This is a genomic window from Streptococcus sp. HMSC071H03, from assembly GCF_001813035.1.
Taxonomy (GTDB): domain Bacteria; phylum Bacillota; class Bacilli; order Lactobacillales; family Streptococcaceae; genus Streptococcus; species Streptococcus anginosus.
Window position 1 is genome coordinate 193,283 of sequence record NZ_KV811142.1, and the last position, 15,787, is coordinate 209,069.

General features: G+C 38.3%; 16 protein-coding genes. 3 read left to right on the forward strand and 13 right to left on the reverse strand.

Annotation, left to right across the window (positions count from 1 at the left end):
- Position 1: 1 nt before the first annotated feature.
- From pepF to HMPREF2887_RS01320, 10 genes are all read right to left on the reverse strand, one after another.
- Positions 2-1,804 carry an oligoendopeptidase F gene (gene pepF, locus HMPREF2887_RS01275; RefSeq protein WP_021001473.1) on the reverse strand — a complete coding sequence of 601 codons (1,803 nt, stop codon included), beginning with the start codon at positions 1,802-1,804 and terminating at the stop codon, positions 2-4.
- Positions 1,756-2,787 (reverse strand): competence protein CoiA, encoded by a 1,032-nt coding sequence (locus HMPREF2887_RS01280; RefSeq protein WP_084740332.1) that lies wholly within the window; start codon positions 2,785-2,787, stop codon positions 1,756-1,758. Before HMPREF2887_RS01280 ends, pepF begins: the two co-directional genes overlap by 49 nt.
- Positions 2,788-2,984: 197 nt before the next feature.
- On the reverse strand, positions 2,985-4,328 hold the full coding sequence (gene celB, locus HMPREF2887_RS01285) for a PTS cellobiose transporter subunit IIC (RefSeq protein WP_021001471.1): 1,344 nt from the start codon (positions 4,326-4,328) through the stop codon (positions 2,985-2,987).
- Between the two features lie 39 nt (positions 4,329-4,367).
- Complete coding sequence (locus HMPREF2887_RS01290) at positions 4,368-4,874, reverse strand: hypothetical protein (RefSeq protein ID WP_037590317.1); 507 nt, start codon at positions 4,872-4,874, stop codon at positions 4,368-4,370.
- Between the two features lie 22 nt (positions 4,875-4,896).
- Entirely contained in the window at positions 4,897-5,214 is a 318-nt protein-coding gene (locus HMPREF2887_RS01295; protein ID WP_021001470.1) for a PTS cellobiose transporter subunit IIA, read from the reverse strand.
- Positions 5,215-5,226: 12 nt separating this feature from the next.
- Entirely contained in the window at positions 5,227-7,218 is a 1,992-nt protein-coding gene (locus tag HMPREF2887_RS01300; RefSeq protein ID WP_057489588.1) for a BglG family transcription antiterminator, read from the reverse strand.
- A 55-nt stretch (positions 7,219-7,273) separates the two neighbouring features.
- Positions 7,274-7,588, reverse strand: coding sequence for a PTS cellobiose transporter subunit IIB (locus HMPREF2887_RS01305; protein WP_003073302.1), 315 nt, complete (start codon positions 7,586-7,588; stop codon positions 7,274-7,276).
- A 117-nt stretch (positions 7,589-7,705) separates the two neighbouring features.
- The gene (locus HMPREF2887_RS01310) at positions 7,706-7,945 is read right to left on the reverse strand and encodes a SemiSWEET transporter (RefSeq protein ID WP_084740336.1); all 240 of its coding nucleotides are present in this window, start codon (positions 7,943-7,945) and stop codon (positions 7,706-7,708) included.
- Between the two features lie 98 nt (positions 7,946-8,043).
- Positions 8,044-8,283, reverse strand: a complete 240-nt coding sequence (locus HMPREF2887_RS01315; protein WP_003025392.1) for a hypothetical protein — start codon at positions 8,281-8,283, stop codon at positions 8,044-8,046.
- 12 nt (positions 8,284-8,295) lie between these two features.
- Entirely contained in the window at positions 8,296-9,732 is a 1,437-nt protein-coding gene (locus tag HMPREF2887_RS01320) for a 6-phospho-beta-glucosidase (RefSeq protein WP_003025393.1), read from the reverse strand.
- Positions 9,733-9,835: 103 nt separating this feature from the next.
- On the opposite strand from HMPREF2887_RS01320, the gene HMPREF2887_RS01325 reads away from it, so the two are divergent.
- Positions 9,836-10,084 carry a hypothetical protein gene (locus HMPREF2887_RS01325; RefSeq protein WP_138099371.1) on the forward strand — a complete coding sequence of 83 codons (249 nt, stop codon included), beginning with the start codon at positions 9,836-9,838 and terminating at the stop codon, positions 10,082-10,084.
- Positions 10,085-10,332: 248 nt separating this feature from the next.
- Here HMPREF2887_RS01325 and HMPREF2887_RS01330 read toward each other — a convergent pair whose 3' ends face one another.
- The 3 genes from HMPREF2887_RS01330 to HMPREF2887_RS01340 form a co-directional block, all read right to left on the reverse strand.
- Positions 10,333-11,502 (reverse strand): MFS transporter, encoded by a 1,170-nt coding sequence (locus tag HMPREF2887_RS01330; protein ID WP_021001467.1) that lies wholly within the window; start codon positions 11,500-11,502, stop codon positions 10,333-10,335.
- Positions 11,503-11,579: 77 nt separating this feature from the next.
- Entirely contained in the window at positions 11,580-12,956 is a 1,377-nt protein-coding gene (locus HMPREF2887_RS01335; protein ID WP_021001466.1) for a DUF1958 domain-containing protein, read from the reverse strand.
- 116 nt (positions 12,957-13,072) lie between these two features.
- A complete protein-coding gene (locus tag HMPREF2887_RS01340) occupies positions 13,073-13,780 on the reverse strand; it encodes a glucosamine-6-phosphate deaminase (protein WP_021001465.1) in 708 nt (235 codons plus the stop codon).
- A 305-nt stretch (positions 13,781-14,085) separates the two neighbouring features.
- On the opposite strand from HMPREF2887_RS01340, the gene queA reads away from it, so the two are divergent.
- Together queA and HMPREF2887_RS01350 are read left to right on the forward strand one after the other, a co-directional pair.
- Positions 14,086-15,114, forward strand: coding sequence for a tRNA preQ1(34) S-adenosylmethionine ribosyltransferase-isomerase QueA (gene queA / locus HMPREF2887_RS01345; protein ID WP_021001463.1), 1,029 nt, complete (start codon positions 14,086-14,088; stop codon positions 15,112-15,114).
- A gap of 10 nt (positions 15,115-15,124) precedes the next feature.
- Entirely contained in the window at positions 15,125-15,598 is a 474-nt protein-coding gene (locus HMPREF2887_RS01350; protein ID WP_006270140.1) for an arginine repressor, read from the forward strand.
- Positions 15,599-15,787: the final 189 nt, after the last annotated feature.

Consider the following 15,787-nt stretch of genomic DNA (forward strand, 5'->3'; position numbering starts at 1 on the left):
TTTATGCCAGTCCTAACTTTTCTACGAGTGCTTCAAATTCATCAAGACGACGTTCAAAGACTGCAAAGGCAGCATTGAGATAGTCTTCTTTTTCCATATCTACACCAGCTTTTTTAATGACATTTAGCGGATAATCAGAATTTCCTGCTTTCAAGTAGTTGAGATACTTCTCTTTATCTTCTTGCGTTCCGTTAACAATCTTATCTGCTAAGGCAGAAGCAGCTGAGAAACCGGTTGAGTATTGAAAAACATAGTAATCATAGTAGAAATGCGGAATCCGTGCCCATTCGTATTGAATTTGTGGGTTGTCTTCTTTCGTCAAACCATAATATTTTTCATTCAAATCTGCGTACAAATCATTCAAAAATTCACTCGTCAAGACTTGACCTTCTTGGTCAGCTTTGTGAATGGCATGTTCAAACTCGGCAAATTGAGTTTGGCGGAAAACAGTTCCACGGAAACCGTCCAAGAAATGATTCAGAATCGCAAAGCGGGTTTGATCGTCATCTACTTCTTCCAATAATTTCTCCGTCAGGATATTTTCATTGGTCGTAGAAGCAATCTCAGCTAAGAAAATAGAATAATCTCCGTAAACGTATGGCTGATTTTCACGAGTATAGCTAGAATGCATACTGTGACCTGTTTCATGAACCAGCGTGAAAAGATTGTCCAACGTATCTTGCCAGTTGAGCAACATAAAAGCATTGGTATCGTAAGAACCACCAGAATAAGCCCCAGAGCGCTTGCCTTGGTTTTCATAAACATCAATCCAACGATCTGAAAAGGCTTCTTTTACTCGACCTAGATAATCTTCTCCAAGGATAGCTAAGACTTCTTCTGCTTTCATCAAGGCTTCCTCATAAGTAAATTTGTAATCTGCTTCTGACAATGGTGTATAGAGGTCATACATTTTCAAATCAGAAAGGCCTAAAATCTTTGCACGTAGCGCAATATAGCGATGTAAGAGTGGCAAGTGTTTGTTTACCGCAGACACTAAGCTATCATAAACACTTTCTGGAATAAAGTTAGCAGACAAAGCAGCTTCACGCGCAGAAGAAAAATTACGAACTTTGGCATTGTAATTATGAACTTTAACATTCGTTTGGAGAGTCTTGGCGTAAGTGTGTTGATATTGCTCATAGACGCTGTAAAGCGCTTCATAAGCTTCCTTGCGGACTGTACGATTTTTCGACTCCACTAAACTAATGTAATTTCCGTGCGTCAATTGCACTTCATTTCCTTCTTCGTCGTGCACGGTTGGAAAGACAATATCAGCATTGTCTAAGATTCCAAAAGTATCACCCGCAGCACTAAAAATTTCACCAGCTCCTGCCAACAATTCTTCTTCACGTTGAGAAAGGATGTGAGGTTTCTTTTGCAGCAACTTATCAAAGAAATGCTGATAGATTTGCAATTCAGGCTTTTCAGCTAAGAAAGTCTGATATTGCTCGTCTGTGATTGCCATAAATTCTGGCTCATAAAAAGCAAAGGCTTGTCCGAACTCGCTATAAATGGCCATTCCTTTGGCTTGGTATTCTTGGTATTTTGCCACGCGTGTATCTTGGTCATTTTTCATGTGAGCATAGGAATAGAGTTTTTCGATACGACGCATCAAGTCCAATTGGATTTCTGTTGTTTTTAAGAGGCTGTCAGCTGAATCCAAAAGGTGACCTGCTAAGTTGCTGGCTTCTTTTAATTCTTTTGAAACTTGACTTAACTCTGCCTCAAAAGCTTCATCTGTTGGGAAAATCGTTGTTAGGTCCCAAGTGTATTTTTCTTCAATTTCATTTCTTTGTTTTGCCATAAAATTTCCTCCGTCTTTCCTATTTTATCATAAATATTGCCAAAAATCTTTGCATAAAAAGCTGGAGGATAGAGAATTTGGAGATTTTTATTTTTTTCTTTTTCATAATAAGCTGAAAATTGCTGGTAATAAGGCGTGAGATCCTGAAAAATCTGACAGAAAGAGCTGGAACGAACAGGTTGGACTTGCGGGTAAAAGTCACTAGCCGTTTTGGTCAATAAATTATCACCCGTTTGATACAATTCTGCCTGCCATTTCATCCATTTGGGCTGCTGATAGTAGAGCTGCTGGCGCACATAACGGCAAATATTTTTATCTTCTTTTGCCAGAAAACTCGTCATTTCCTGCTTGCAGAATGGCTGACGAAAGATGTCTAAAAGTTTTCCTTTACCAAAAGCAAAACTTTTCTCCTTATACTGAACCTTGCCATGCAAATCTTCATGAATCAAGTATTTAAGCCTCAAAAGCTGTTTTTGTTCGTCCAATTCCCACAGATGAAAGCCCATATTTTGACTGAAATAGAGAAAATCCTTTTGTAAATTGGTCAAAGTATTTTTCAGCCAAAGTTTCTTTCCCAAGAGCCAAAGAACGCGATAGCCATGCTGACGATAACTTTCCGTACGCTCTTTTAAGCGTTTTTGACTAAGTGAGCTACACTGAACTTCAAGCACAATTTGTTTCTCTACTAACAGATCTGCAATTTGTTGCAATTTAGGTAAATACGCTTCCACTTGAATCGCATGATTGGACTTTCTAGCCCAAGTAAACAAAACAGCTTTCAGATTTAAGTGTTCTGCACTTTCATTTTCCGTATAAAAATGACATTCTTTTAAAGAAATATGAGCAAAGTGCGGTCGCATCACCTTGCCATTCTTAAATCGCACCGCTTCCTTACAAGCCGGGCAGAGAAACCTATCCAACGGATTTACCGTATCTTCCACAGCATTTAGCATTTTTCCGTTTCCCTGACAAGCCATTAACATAGATTATTTTCCCCTTTTACTTAAATTATTCGTAAAAAAGAGTGAGACAGAACTCATCTTAAAAATTTTAAGTTCTGTCCCACTCTCATCCCCCACCTCAAAGCAGTGCTTTGAGCAAACAACGGTTTATTGCACTATATAAATTGAAGCTGGAGACTTTCGTTCCAGCTTCAAATTTTTTATAAGGGGAAACAAATTTATTGAATCGCTTCAGCGCCGTCCATTTCTTCCTTGTACAACTTGCTATCATACATCTTAATAAATGGATACCAAATGACAAAGGCAGCAAGAGCACAGACAAGTGCAACTACGAAAGCACCAATATTACCACCTGAACCAACATAAGCTCCAAGACCAATAGGTGTTGGCCATGGTGTTTGGGCAATTGCTTTACCAGCTAGTCCAAGTTGGACAGACCAGTAACCAATTGAAGCAGAGACGATTGGAGCCAAAATAAACGGAATGGTCAACATTGGATTATACACAATTGGTAGACCAAAGATAAGGGGTTCGTTGATGTTGAAAATAGCTGGACCCATAGCTGCTTTTCCAAGCATACGTAATTGATCTGACTTCGCACGGAAAGCAATATAGAAGCAAAGCAATAAGGTCGCACCAGAACCACCGATTGTTACATAAGAGTTGGTAAATTCACCTGCATAAGCAATGAATTTGCCGTCAACGTTTTGTGCCATATTAGCAAGCAAGATCGGACTAACCAGTCCCATAACGATATTAGCACCGTGAATACCGACAATCCAAAGAGCATGAACCAATAAGTAAATCACAACGATACCTAGCCATGTATTAGTGATATGGCTAACAAAGGCAAACGGAATTGCAATAACTTTATAAATATCTGTACCAAATAGGATAAAGATACCGTTAATGAAGAGTACTGCAAATGCAATGACAAAACCTGGAATGAGGGCTGTAAATGAACGAGCAACTCCTTCTGGAACAGCTTCAGGCATCTTGATGACCCAATTCTTCTGCACACAAAGGCGATATAGTTGCACAGCGAGAATGGACATCAGAATCGCAGTAAACATACCTGATGTAGATAGACGTGTCAAACTATCTCCGCCAACAGTCCAGCCACCAATTGTTGTTTTTCCTGTAACGGCTGAAATCACTCCTTTAGAATAAGTTAATTCAGGAATGGTCAAAAAGTAAGCAAATACCGCTAAGAGACCACCATTGAGTGGATTGAGGTTGAGCCCTTCTTCTTCGACATAAATTTTTGTGTATTCATACCCAATAACGATGGCAAAATAGAGAGACAAAATCCCCATTGTACACTTATAAGCTAACAAGTAGAGAGCTTGAATCTTATCAAATGAATTCGCCCACAAATCAACAATAAATTGAAGATTAAAGGCTTGCGGTATAACACTAAGAACCAAGAAAGCAGACCCTACGATTGTAAAGGGAATGCTGGCCATCCCGGCAGCAACAATAGCACGAACAGGACGCCAAGTAGAGACTTTCCCCATTGGTCCCATGAGGTACTTTTCTAGAAATTCAAACAATTTATTCATAATATATCCTCCTATGATGTTTGAAATATAATTTATAAACTAACGTTGAACAGTGGCAATATATTCTTGAATGCGTTTATATTGCTTATCTGTATGGTGATGAATCCGACTTAATTTTCTTAACATTAGAATGGCTAAAAGTAGCCCCAATAAAAGTACAACCGTTAAAACGGTTACAGTGGTTGTACTAATCGAAAAAAATGGAAAGAGGAAATGATACTGTCCCACAAAAACAATTATCAGTAGCAAAACATTTGCTAAAGCAGAAATATTGTAAAAGAACCGCGTTAATGTCGCTTCTTTTTGATGAACGCTGTACATTCGTGTTTGTTCCCACATTGCCAACGCCGCTAGAACAGTTAGCAACAAAGGCAACAGCAAAACTAAACCAGCCTTTGAAAGATACAGCATTAGCATCCAATAAAGATTAGCAAAGAAGAAAAATGCTGTCGCGTAGCGGACTGAAAAGTAACGCGTGTAGTACATGTTTTTTATTGCTGCTTCTTTTCGTCTTGCTTCTAGTTCTTGTTTCTCTTTTTCAGTCATGTTTTCCCCTTTCATTCATCTTTTACTTTTCAATCTTTCGATAAAGACTGAGCATTTCAAGTGCTACCTCACGCAAGGTCATAGTTGTCATCAAATGATCCTGAGCATGCACCATGATAATTTCAATTTTGATTTCCGTTCCACTTGCGTATTCTTGTAGCAAATTTGTTTGTGCATGATGAGCTTCCAATAGCTCTGCATTGGCAGCTTCTAACTTTTCAGCAGCTTCATCATAATGCCCTTCGCGCATATCGGCGAAAGCTTCGTGAACCGTTGTCCTTGCTGAACCACTATGCAAGATAATTTCAAAAGCTGCCACTTGTAATTCTTCCTGATTCATAGACAATCTCCTTTACTTTATTTTTAAAAATAACTGTTTAAACTCTGCAAATGACTGACAATTAAAGATCTGTTTTTGCAAACCAGGCTGCTCTAACAAATCCACAATCTTAGATGTCAACGTCGCCATTCCTTCATTTCCATAGATAGCCGGCGATGGAAGAAAGATGAGTCGAATATGAGGATTTTCTTCATTCCACTGAAGACCGTTTTTTACAATAGCAACACCGATTTTATGATGTTTAGCAATCGGTTTAATCGGATGCGGCACCGCGATTTGCTCTGAGAAAATAACTGAACTCATTTTTTCACGTTGCTTCATTAAATCCTGCATACAAGAAACGAAATCCTGCTCTTCACCTTGTCCCATTTGGCTCAGCAACTCTTGTAAGATGACCTCTTTTGTCGCATCTTGAGCAAGAACAAAACAAGCAGATGAAAAATAGTCATCAAATATTTTTTCTTCATTTTGATCTACCATTATTGCTTTTTCTGGTATCAAAGAACTTTCTACAGGTTTCAGCTGAGCCATTCTATGTTTTATCTCTTTTAGCTCTTCTGAATTTAAAAAGATGCTGACGGTAAAAACAGGAACACTGAAGACCAGATTGGATAAATCAATGGATGAAATGATAAAATCAATATTTTTCAGACGTTCATCACTCAACTCATAATAGCCAATTACATCCACAATGTGGAGTAAGTTGCCCAGTTCATTATCAATGCGATTTTTCAGCATTTGCGCTGATCCATAGCCCGTTGCACAAATCACCAAGATATTAAATTTTTGCTTTTCCTTTAACCGCTCCAAGGCAGCCATGAAATGCAAGGCTACATAAGCCACTTCATCATCAGATAAGTTTTCCTTGGAAAAAATCGGCATGGCCTGCAAGAGCTCTCTTGTCATCGCTAAAACAGATGAATATTGCTGCTGAATGTCCTTTAAAAGAGGATTTTCCAGCACCACATGATTTTGCAAACGTACAAGCAAGGTAACTAAATGCGTGACAACTCCCTCAACTAACTGGAAGTCATGTTGAAATTGATAAGCCTTGACATGCTCGACTTGCTCTAACGCCTCTAGTAGCTGCTTGCGAATTTCTTGATTGGTGTCTATTTTGGTATTCTGGCTTTCTTGACAAGAAGCTTTTGAAATCAAATGGAGCGTGATATAGTCTACTTCTTCTTTGGGAAATTCCAGCCCAGTTGCCAAATACACTCTGTGTAAAATTTTCTCAGCAATCTTTCGTTCTGCCAGATAATTACCTTGTTCCCAGTCTTCAATCTTGCTAATTTGGAAGCCTTCTGCAATCCTTTTAAACGATAAGGCAATATGAATGACCAAATTTTGAATCACAAAATCTGACAACTTTAAGTGACCTTCACGACATTCGTCCAATACAATAATCGTCAATTCTTCTAAGCTGATTTGCCGTCCTGGAACTTCAATGTTAATGTAATTGTGCAAACTTTGAAAGAAATTATCACGAAAAAAGTAATCCATGATAAAACGTCGTTTATTGCGTTCGCTGCCTTTTACATAAACACCACGATTGGCTTTGCTCTCGATTTGTAAATCATACTTTGCCAAGTCTTGTCTGATTTTCTTGAAATCTGCTGACAAGGTTGAACGACTGACAAACAGCTCTTCTGCTAAGTCATCACAATAAAGTTTTTCCTGCTCAAAGAGCAATTTATTTAAAATGTAATTGTAACGATCCTCTATATTTTCAGTCTTAGCAGAGTTTTGCTCTGTAAAAAATTCTGTTTCTATAAAGTTTCGATAGAGAGCTTTATCTTGAAGTTCAAGTCGGTAACCATAACCTTGCTTGGCTGTAATCTTCCAACCAGTTTCATCAGGCTTCCAATCCATCAATGATTTCAGGTAAGTTCTTATCGTACGATCAGAGCAAGAAAGCTGACTAGCTAATTCCTTACTTGTAATATAATGATCTTTATTTTCCAACAAAGATTGAAGAATCAATTTTTCTTTCTGATGTAGCAATACAGTTCTCCTTCCGCATTTATAAGAACTATTTTACCCTTTTTGAGCTGAAAATTTAAATCTTTTCCAAGATGAGGTTTGCCATTTTTTCAATTCCCATTGGAATAGGAATGTAGGCTTGCGGAGGAATTTGTACAATAGGTTTGCCGACTTTTGCTCCAGCATCCTCAAATTGCTTGAAATACATTTTTGTTTGAGGGCTAATGAGATAAAGATCAAATTCAGCAGCAGCAATGGCTTTTCCACCTTCTGTCGCACTAATAGCATCTACTTCAATGTCATGCCCTTTGCTCTTTAAAAATTCCGTTGTTTTCTTTGCCATCAAAGAAGATGACATACCTGCTGCACAGATAATCAATGCTTTAGCCATAAGATTTTCTCCTTATAAATAAAATTTATTTTATAAACTCATTATAGTTGAAAACGATTACAACTTCCATCTTATTTTTTTCCGTAGTGAAACGGAAATATTTCCTTAGTTACTTTTTTACTTATATTTTAATTTATAATAGAGAATGGTTCCTGATAAAACCAAAGACACGCTATTTGCCATAATTAAAGGCAAATCTTCAATTCCCAAGCCATGAAACAGCCACAAAGCAATACCGACAACTTGCATCAGATACATACCAAGCGCAATAGACTCTGTATCCTTGGTTTTAATGACTTTTATTACCTGCGGTAAAAAAGCAAAAGTAGTTAATACAGCAGCAATCGTTCCAATCATATTTTCTCCCTTTCTAAAAACGAAGCTAGAAAACTCTAGCCTCGTTTCTTTCTTACTTGCTCTATTACATATAGAAAGATATATGCACAATCTTCCTATTACAAAATATTCACCAGTCCCAGATATTTGGATAAGACGACTATATCTTTCTTTTCTAGATTGAAAGCGACCATTATCAGCTCCCGAATCTTCACATCATTGATGTCACTATCTACAACAAAGCCGTCTGCATTTTTCAACTTAATCGTCAAATGCTGAGTGATAGCCGGATTGGCAGCCAAGTCTGATACAGCGACTCCTTTAGAAAATTTGATGACATAGGTTATTTTTTTACTCATAAAATCCCTTATCTAGTCTACAGTTTCTCCATTTGAGGCAATCACTTCTTTATACCAGTTAAAGGACTTCTTAGGTGAACGCTCATAGGTTCCATTTCCCTCATCGTCCTTGTCTACATAGATGAAACCGTAGCGCTTGCGCATCTCCCCGGTACCTGCAGACACCAAGTCAATACAGCCCCAAGGCGTATAACCCATGAGGTCAACTCCGTCTTCGACCACGGCTTTCTTCATCTCACGGATATGGGCACCCAAATAGTCAATCCGGTAGTCATCATGCACCATGCCGTCTTCTTCCACTTTGTCAATGGCGCCAAAACCATTTTCTACGATAAAGAGGGGCAGGTGATAATGGTCTGTAAACCAGTTGAGAGCATAGCGCAGACCTTCTGGGTCAATCTGCCAGTCCCATTCTGAAGCCTCAACATAAATATTCTTGACCAAATCTTCGGTTTCCACATAGTCAAAGTAAGGATTATTTCCTCGATGAGAATCAATAGCAAAGGACATATAGTAGCTAAAGCCGATGTAATCAACAGTTCCAGCTAGCAAATCCTCTTGATCTTGCTCGGTAAAATCAACCTGAATACCTTTTCTTTCCCAATATTTAAGAATATGTTCTGGATAGAGACCGAAAACATGGACATCTGCAAAATAATAACGCTTTTGCATGGCTTTCATAGCCATGAGGATGTCCTTAGGATTGCAGGTAGCTGGATAAATCGGACACATGGCAATCATACAGCCAATTTGGAAGTCAGGATTGATCTCATGACCGATTTTAACTGCTCGCGCAGAAGCCACCAGCTCATAGTGAGCCGCCTGATACATGATCGCTTCACGATTGTCTCCTTCTTTGTAAACAATACCAGAATTGGTGAAAGGAGCAAAATCTTCTTGATAGTTGGCTTGATTGTTGATTTCATTGAAGGTCATCCAGTATTTGACCTTGTCCTTATAGCGTTTGAAGACCACTTCCGCAAAGCGGACAAAGAAATCAATAACCTTGCGGTTCTTCCAGCCACCGTACTCGGTCACCAAATGATAAGGCATTTCAAAATGCGACAGGGTAATAACTGGCTCAATCCCGTATTTGAGACACTCATCAAAAAGGTTATCATAAAACTGCAAACCAGCTTCATTGGGCTGCTCTTCGTCTCCCTTAGGAAAAATCCGCGTCCAAGCGATAGAAGTTCGGAAGCACTTGAAACCCATTTCCGCAAAGAGAGCAATGTCCCCCTTATAACGATGATAAAAATCAATTGCTTCATGGTTAGGATAATATTTGTCCGGCAACACTCCTGCCGTAATTTCACGCGGAACCCCATGGCGAGCTGCTGTCATCACATCAGCCACACTAATGCCCTTGCCACCTTCCTGCCAACCACCTTCTAGTTGATGAGCTGCAACTGCTCCACCCCAGAGAAATCCGTCTTTAAATGTTGACATGTCTAAAGTCCTCCTGATTTTGATACTTTTATTATACTTCTAAGAAAGCGCTTTTAAAACCCATATTTTTGCCACAGCAATGCGGAAAATAAATCCAAAGACTGTGAAAACGATTGCTTTTCATCTCATTTCTTTCTATAATGAAGAAAAAGAATATAAAATCTACATTCAGCAAAAGAAAGTTTCTACTTTTATCTTTGCTGGTTTTATAGACGGAGTTTTAAAAACAGGACTTTTTCTACTTGGTATCAAGCCTGTTAGTATTACATTTCCATTTTTAGTCGTTTATAGATGTGTCAGCCTGATTGCCTATGTTTGGCTCTTTTTATTTAAGAAAAAACTAAATGAGTAAATTAAAAAGAGTGAAACAGAACTAAAATTTGAAAATTTTTAGTTCTGTCTCACTCCACAGCCTGAGAGACTATTGAGATAGTGAATAACAAAACGACGTTTTCATCAAAAGTGCTTTTTCGAGCTTAAAAAACAAACAAGGATAAGACTCGCGTCATGAGCCTTATCCGGCAACTAATTCGTCATTGCTTTATTATACAATATGCTAAGCTGGAGACTTTCGTCCAGCTTTTTTATGTTTCTCTTGTCTTAGCCGAATAATTTCTGATTTGGCTTGTTTGGCACTTTCAAAAAGAAGGCTAAAACAAGCACTACAATCATCACACCAGCTAAGAAAAAGCTCATCATTTCATAACCAGATTTGTCAATAATATCTCCTGCAATATTTTGGATAAGAATGGTTCCCAAATTTCGGGCTGTTTGAACAAGGGCAATAGCTGTCACCAGATATTTCTCATCTACTACGTTAGCAACAATCTTTAAAGTCACCATAATCAACAACATTCCTGTGGCGTGCTTTGACATCAAGGTCAAAAGAATCTTGGAGGTCAGTCCCAAATCCAGACCATAAATCACATACTGTAAGAGCAAAATGAGCAGGGGAATATAAAGCAATTTTTTAATCGGAAGTTTATCCATAAAAAGATAAGAAAAGAAGATCAAGGGCGACTCACAAATAACAGAAATAGCTACCACAGTCGTCGCCACATTGACACTTAAACCACTATGCTCTAACATAGACGGAATATAGGTGTGACCAGTATTTCCGACTCCAGAATAGAGCGCCACAATGATGAGATAAAATAAATACGTTTTATTTTTAAAAATTTGCCCGATATAAGAGTCATTTTTCGCTTGGGTCGCTTTTTTAGGATGCTGATCCTGTTTTGGCTCAATTCCCAGCACTCCAAGAATACTCACACACATCATACCGATAAACACGATGAAAATCGCTTGCGGAGAGATGAACTTATAAATCAGCCCTGCTAATTGTGAGCCCATTGCATAGCCAAAAGTCCCCCAGATACGGATTTTCCCATAAGTATAAGGGCTTCTAGCAGCTAGAACGTCCATAACAGGATTCACACCGTTGATTAGCATTAAAACAGCGCTGTACCAAATTGTCAAGAGCAAGAGATTATTGGCTTGCATGAAAAAAATTGCTCCAACGATGATGAAAAGAAAGCTATAAATGGTTACTTTTTTAATGCCAATCGCGTCATTCAAAACACCCATAATAGGCTGTACAATCATTGAAGAAAAGAACGAGGCAGAGACAACAAGTGAAACCTGACTAGCCGAATACCCCTTATCCAGCATATAAACTGAAATTAAAGTTGAAAACAATGAGTATGATAAAAAATAAAAATTATACATCAAAAAATAAGCAAAATAGCTATTTTGAAATTTCCTAAACATGATTTTTCCTTCTCCCTAAAAAGGTGACAAAGCCCGATTGGATAAATCAATCGAGCTTTCTATTCTGCAATGAGTGATTAACGTTTCTGACGACGAGATAGCTGTATATCGTTAGTTGTACACTGTTTTCTTCTTTGCTTACGTTTCGTTGCTTCAAAAACGACAATGAGCAAAAGAATAAGCAACGGAACTGCGATCAGAATGTGATAATCTAAAAAGAGTTGCTTCAAACTTTTTCCGCTAGATTTTGCTGTTGTAGTTTTTACAGTTGACTTAGCTGTACTGTTTTTAATTGCTGTATCCTTTACTTCTGTGACATTATCTCCGTTTGAAATAAGCGAAGAAAGTTGCTCCAAACCATTATCATTTTTCAATACGTCATTTTCCACAACTGCTTTTGCTGCTGTGCCTTTTTTCACTGTTGCATAGAAATCTTTTGATAATTTATAGGTCTTTCCATTGATTTCTTGCTCACCAGCATTGAAAACTTTTTTATACTCATAGTCAGCATAAGCTTTCTCAATCAAGGCATTGCCAAATGGATGGCGGTAATATTCTCCGTCTTGGTCAGACCAATTCCCAACTCCCATGATAACACTAATCAAACGTTGTTCCCCTCGCTTAATCGTTGCGATGTAATTAAAAGCTCCTCGTGGACTTGACCCCGTCTTTAAACCTTCGACGCCTTCAATGCCATATTTGGCACCGGGAAGTGAGTAATTATAGGTTTCAAAGGTTTCTTCATACGGCGTTCCCTTTTTTACCGTTACGACTGGTTTATTGGTGTAATTTAAAATATTTGGATAATTCTTGACGAAATGGTACCCTAAAATGGCTAAATCGCGCGCCGTTGTCTGATTGGCTGCATTGTTATCATACCGTTGTGGAGTATACAAGCCTTTGAAAGAAACAGCTGCAGCTCCGCTAGCATTGAACCATTTTGTATTGGTCATACCTAATTCTTTTGCCTTGGCATTCATCATGTCCAAAAATGTATCTGGATCATTGTTAGATAAATAATTGGCTAACATAACAGTTGTCGCATTTGAAGATGGAACAGCTGTCATCGTAATCAATTCAGAGACAGTATAATCTACTCCCGCCACAATTTTATTGTTGGAAATTTCGTAAATTTTGGCAATTGCTTCATCACGTGGTGTTGCTTTGATAACTGTATTTTCGCTCAACTTTCCTTGCTGAATCGCTTCAAAAACTAAATACAAGGTCATCAATTTGCTCATACTGGCAGGATCACGAACTTCATCAATATTGTCTTGCCAAAGGATATTTCCCGTATTAGCATCTACAATCAAGGATGATTTCGGACGATTGATTGGATTGACCTTCTCGTTTGGATACATTTTTTGTGCCATATCAACCAATTCATCTGCACGAGCAGCAGTTACTCCCACATACAACATAAAAAGACAAACAATAGCTAACAGCTTTTTCACTAGAATCCTCCTAAGTTCTCACTTATCTTCTAGTATAGCACACTTTATCCATAAGATAACGAACTTTTTCCAAAATGTCAAAAAACCTACCTAAAAATTAGATAGGAAATAGATTCTTATTTTTTCAAAATGCTTAAAGCTTCTTTATCTGCGATAACAACCACATCTTCATGTTTTTGAAGGACGCTTCCTGGTAGTTCTTCTGTAATCGGTCCTTCTACTGTTCCTGCAATCGCTTTAGCTTTTGAAGCACCATAAGCAAATAAAATAATAGATTTTGCATCGAGAATATTCCGAATCCCCATTGAGTAAGCTTGCGTCGGTACATCTTCTATTTTATCAAAGAAACGAGCATTCGCTTCAATAGTTGATTGCTCCAAATCCACTACATGAACCGTGCTATCAAAGCTCGTCCCTGGTTCATTAAACCCAATATGACCATTTGTACCAATTCCCAAAATTTGCAAATCAACAGGATGTTCTACCAAAATTTGGTTGTAGCGTTTCACTTCTGCTTCCGCATCTTCAGCAACACCATTTGGTAAAAAGCTTTCTTTAAAAGGCTTTTGATTAAATAAATGTTTTTGCATAAAATAACGATAAGACTGAGGATTTTCCCCACTTAATCCTATGTACTCGTCTAGATTCACACTGGTTAAGCCTGACAAATCAAGGTCACTTTCAACAATTTGCTCGTAAAAACTCAAAGGACTACTCCCTGTCGCTAAGCCTAACGTTTTAGCTCCTTCAGCTAATTTTTCTTTTAATAATTCAAACGCTACTCTACCGCCGTCTACTTGATTTTCCACTTGAATAATTCTCATCGCTAAACTCCTTTTCCTTATTTAATTACATTATATGGTATAGACCAATTTTTGTCAAGAGAATTTGTTTCTTTTTAAAAAATCCGAGCTTGTTTGCACGAAAATCGTGCTATAATAGAAGAATGTTAGTCTATTTACTCTGTTTATTTTTACTGGGAGTTGCATTTGTTATCGCTGCGCTCCTTTTCAAAACCAAGCGAATCTGGTATTATACCTTATTGATTTTAGGCATTTTACTCATGTGCCTGCCACTTGTTGCTTGTTGTTATTCGTTATGGATTTTAATTACAGCCTAAGGAGAATGTATGAATACTGCTGATTTTGACTTTCATTTACCAGAAGAATTGATTGCGCAAACACCTTTAGAAAAGCGAGATGCTTCCCGCCTTTTAGTCGTCAATCACGAAACTGGTCAAATGGAAGATACTCACTTTGATGCCATTATTGATCAATTACATCCTGGAGACGCTTTGGTTATGAATGATACGCGCGTCTTGCCAGCACGCCTTCATGGTGAAAAGCCTGAAACAGGCGGACATGTTGAATTACTACTGTTGAAAAACATCGCAGGAGATGATTGGGAAGTGCTAGCGAAGCCAGCCAAGCGCTTAAAAGTCGGAGCAGCTATATCTTTTGGTGACGGGCGCTTAACAGCAACTGTCTTAGAAGAATTAGAACACGGCGGACGAATTGTACGTTTCCATTACCAAGGGATTTTCTTGGAAGTGCTTGAAAGTCTGGGCGAAATGCCCTTGCCGCCTTATATTCATGAAAAATTAAAAGACCGTGAACGCTATCAGACTGTTTATGCTAAAGAAAATGGCTCAGCGGCTGCTCCTACTGCCGGGCTTCATTTTACCAAAGAGCTGCTGGCTCAGATTGAAGCTAAAGGCGTAAAATTAGTCTATCTGACGCTTCATGTTGGTCTAGGAACCTTCCGTCCTGTCTCTGTAGACAATGTAGACGAACACGAGATGCATTCAGAATTCTATACATTGTCTGAAGAAGCAGCTAGCACGCTTCGACAAGTCAAAGCCAGCGGGAAACGTGTTATAGCGGTCGGAACAACTTCTATCCGTACACTAGAGACAATCGGTTCAAAATTTAATGGGGAAATCAAAGCAGACTCCGGTTGGACCAACATCTTTATTAAACCTGGCTACGATTGGAAAATCGTAGATGCTTTTTCTACCAATTTCCACCTTCCAAAGTCCACTCTCGTCATGCTCGTTTCAGCCTTTGCAGGTCGAGAATTAGTGCTCTCTGCTTATCAGCATGCCATTGATGAAAAATACCGCTTTTTCAGCTTTGGAGATGCTATGTTTATAAAATAATAGGTGAAATATGAATAAAATTGAAAGCCGTCATCGACTCATTCGCTCACTTGTCCTAGAGAAAAAAATTCACACACAACAAGAATTACAAGATTTATTGAAAGCGAATGGCGTTACAGTGACGCAATCCACACTTTCTCGAGACATTAAAGCTTTGAACTTAGTAAAAGTACACGAAGCAGATATTTCTTATTACATTATCAATAGCATGGCACCTTCACGCTGGGAAAAACGCCTGCGTCTCTATATGGAAGATGCCTTGATTATGTTGCGTCCTGTTCAACATCAAGTTGTCATGAAAACTCTTCCTGGATTGGCACAATCATTCGGTTCTATCTTAGATGCTCTAGAATTTTCCGAAATTGTCGCAACGGTCTGCGGTGATGATGTCTGCTTGATTATCTGCGAGGACAATCAAAAAGCGCAAGATTGTTTTAACAAATTAAAACAATTTGCACCCCCGTTCTTCTTTAGTAAAGATTAAAAAGCTAAGGCTGGAATTTTGTGGTTCTATAATTTCTGTAGTGGGTGGACTCTGCTTCAGAGATTATAGAGTTATTCTTTTGGCTTTCGGAGCTTTGACAACTTTAAGAAACGCATTCTCATCACCTTAAACATCAAAAAAGAGAAGACCAAGCTATGATCTGCACCCCAAAAATTAGACAGAAAAAAT

Bases quoted from the DNA above. Each gene is read 5' to 3' on its own strand.
- HMPREF2887_RS01340 (WP_021001465.1), bottom strand. From the start codon at position 13,780: ATGAGAATTATTCAAGTGGAAAATCAAGTAGACGGCGGTAGAGTAGCG.
- HMPREF2887_RS01330 (WP_021001467.1), bottom strand. From the start codon at position 11,502: ATGTTTAGGAAATTTCAAAATAGCTATTTTGCTTATTTTTTGATGTAT.
- HMPREF2887_RS01320 (WP_003025393.1), bottom strand. From the start codon at position 9,732: ATGTCAACATTTAAAGACGGATTTCTCTGGGGTGGAGCAGTTGCAGCT.
- HMPREF2887_RS01295 (WP_021001470.1), bottom strand. From the start codon at position 5,214: ATGAATCAGGAAGAATTACAAGTGGCAGCTTTTGAAATTATCTTGCAT.
- pepF (WP_021001473.1), bottom strand. From the start codon at position 1,804: ATGGCAAAACAAAGAAATGAAATTGAAGAAAAATACACTTGGGACCTA.
- HMPREF2887_RS01280 (WP_084740332.1), bottom strand. From the start codon at position 2,787: ATGTTAATGGCTTGTCAGGGAAACGGAAAAATGCTAAATGCTGTGGAA.
- HMPREF2887_RS01310 (WP_084740336.1), bottom strand. From the start codon at position 7,945: ATGATTGGAACGATTGCTGCTGTATTAACTACTTTTGCTTTTTTACCG.
- HMPREF2887_RS01315 (WP_003025392.1), bottom strand. From the start codon at position 8,283: ATGAGTAAAAAAATAACCTATGTCATCAAATTTTCTAAAGGAGTCGCT.
- HMPREF2887_RS01350 (WP_006270140.1), top strand. From the start codon at position 15,125: ATGAATAAAATTGAAAGCCGTCATCGACTCATTCGCTCACTTGTCCTA.
- celB (WP_021001471.1), bottom strand. From the start codon at position 4,328: ATGAATAAATTGTTTGAATTTCTAGAAAAGTACCTCATGGGACCAATG.
- HMPREF2887_RS01290 (WP_037590317.1), bottom strand. From the start codon at position 4,874: ATGACTGAAAAAGAGAAACAAGAACTAGAAGCAAGACGAAAAGAAGCA.
- queA (WP_021001463.1), top strand. From the start codon at position 14,086: ATGAATACTGCTGATTTTGACTTTCATTTACCAGAAGAATTGATTGCG.
- HMPREF2887_RS01305 (WP_003073302.1), bottom strand. From the start codon at position 7,588: ATGGCTAAAGCATTGATTATCTGTGCAGCAGGTATGTCATCTTCTTTG.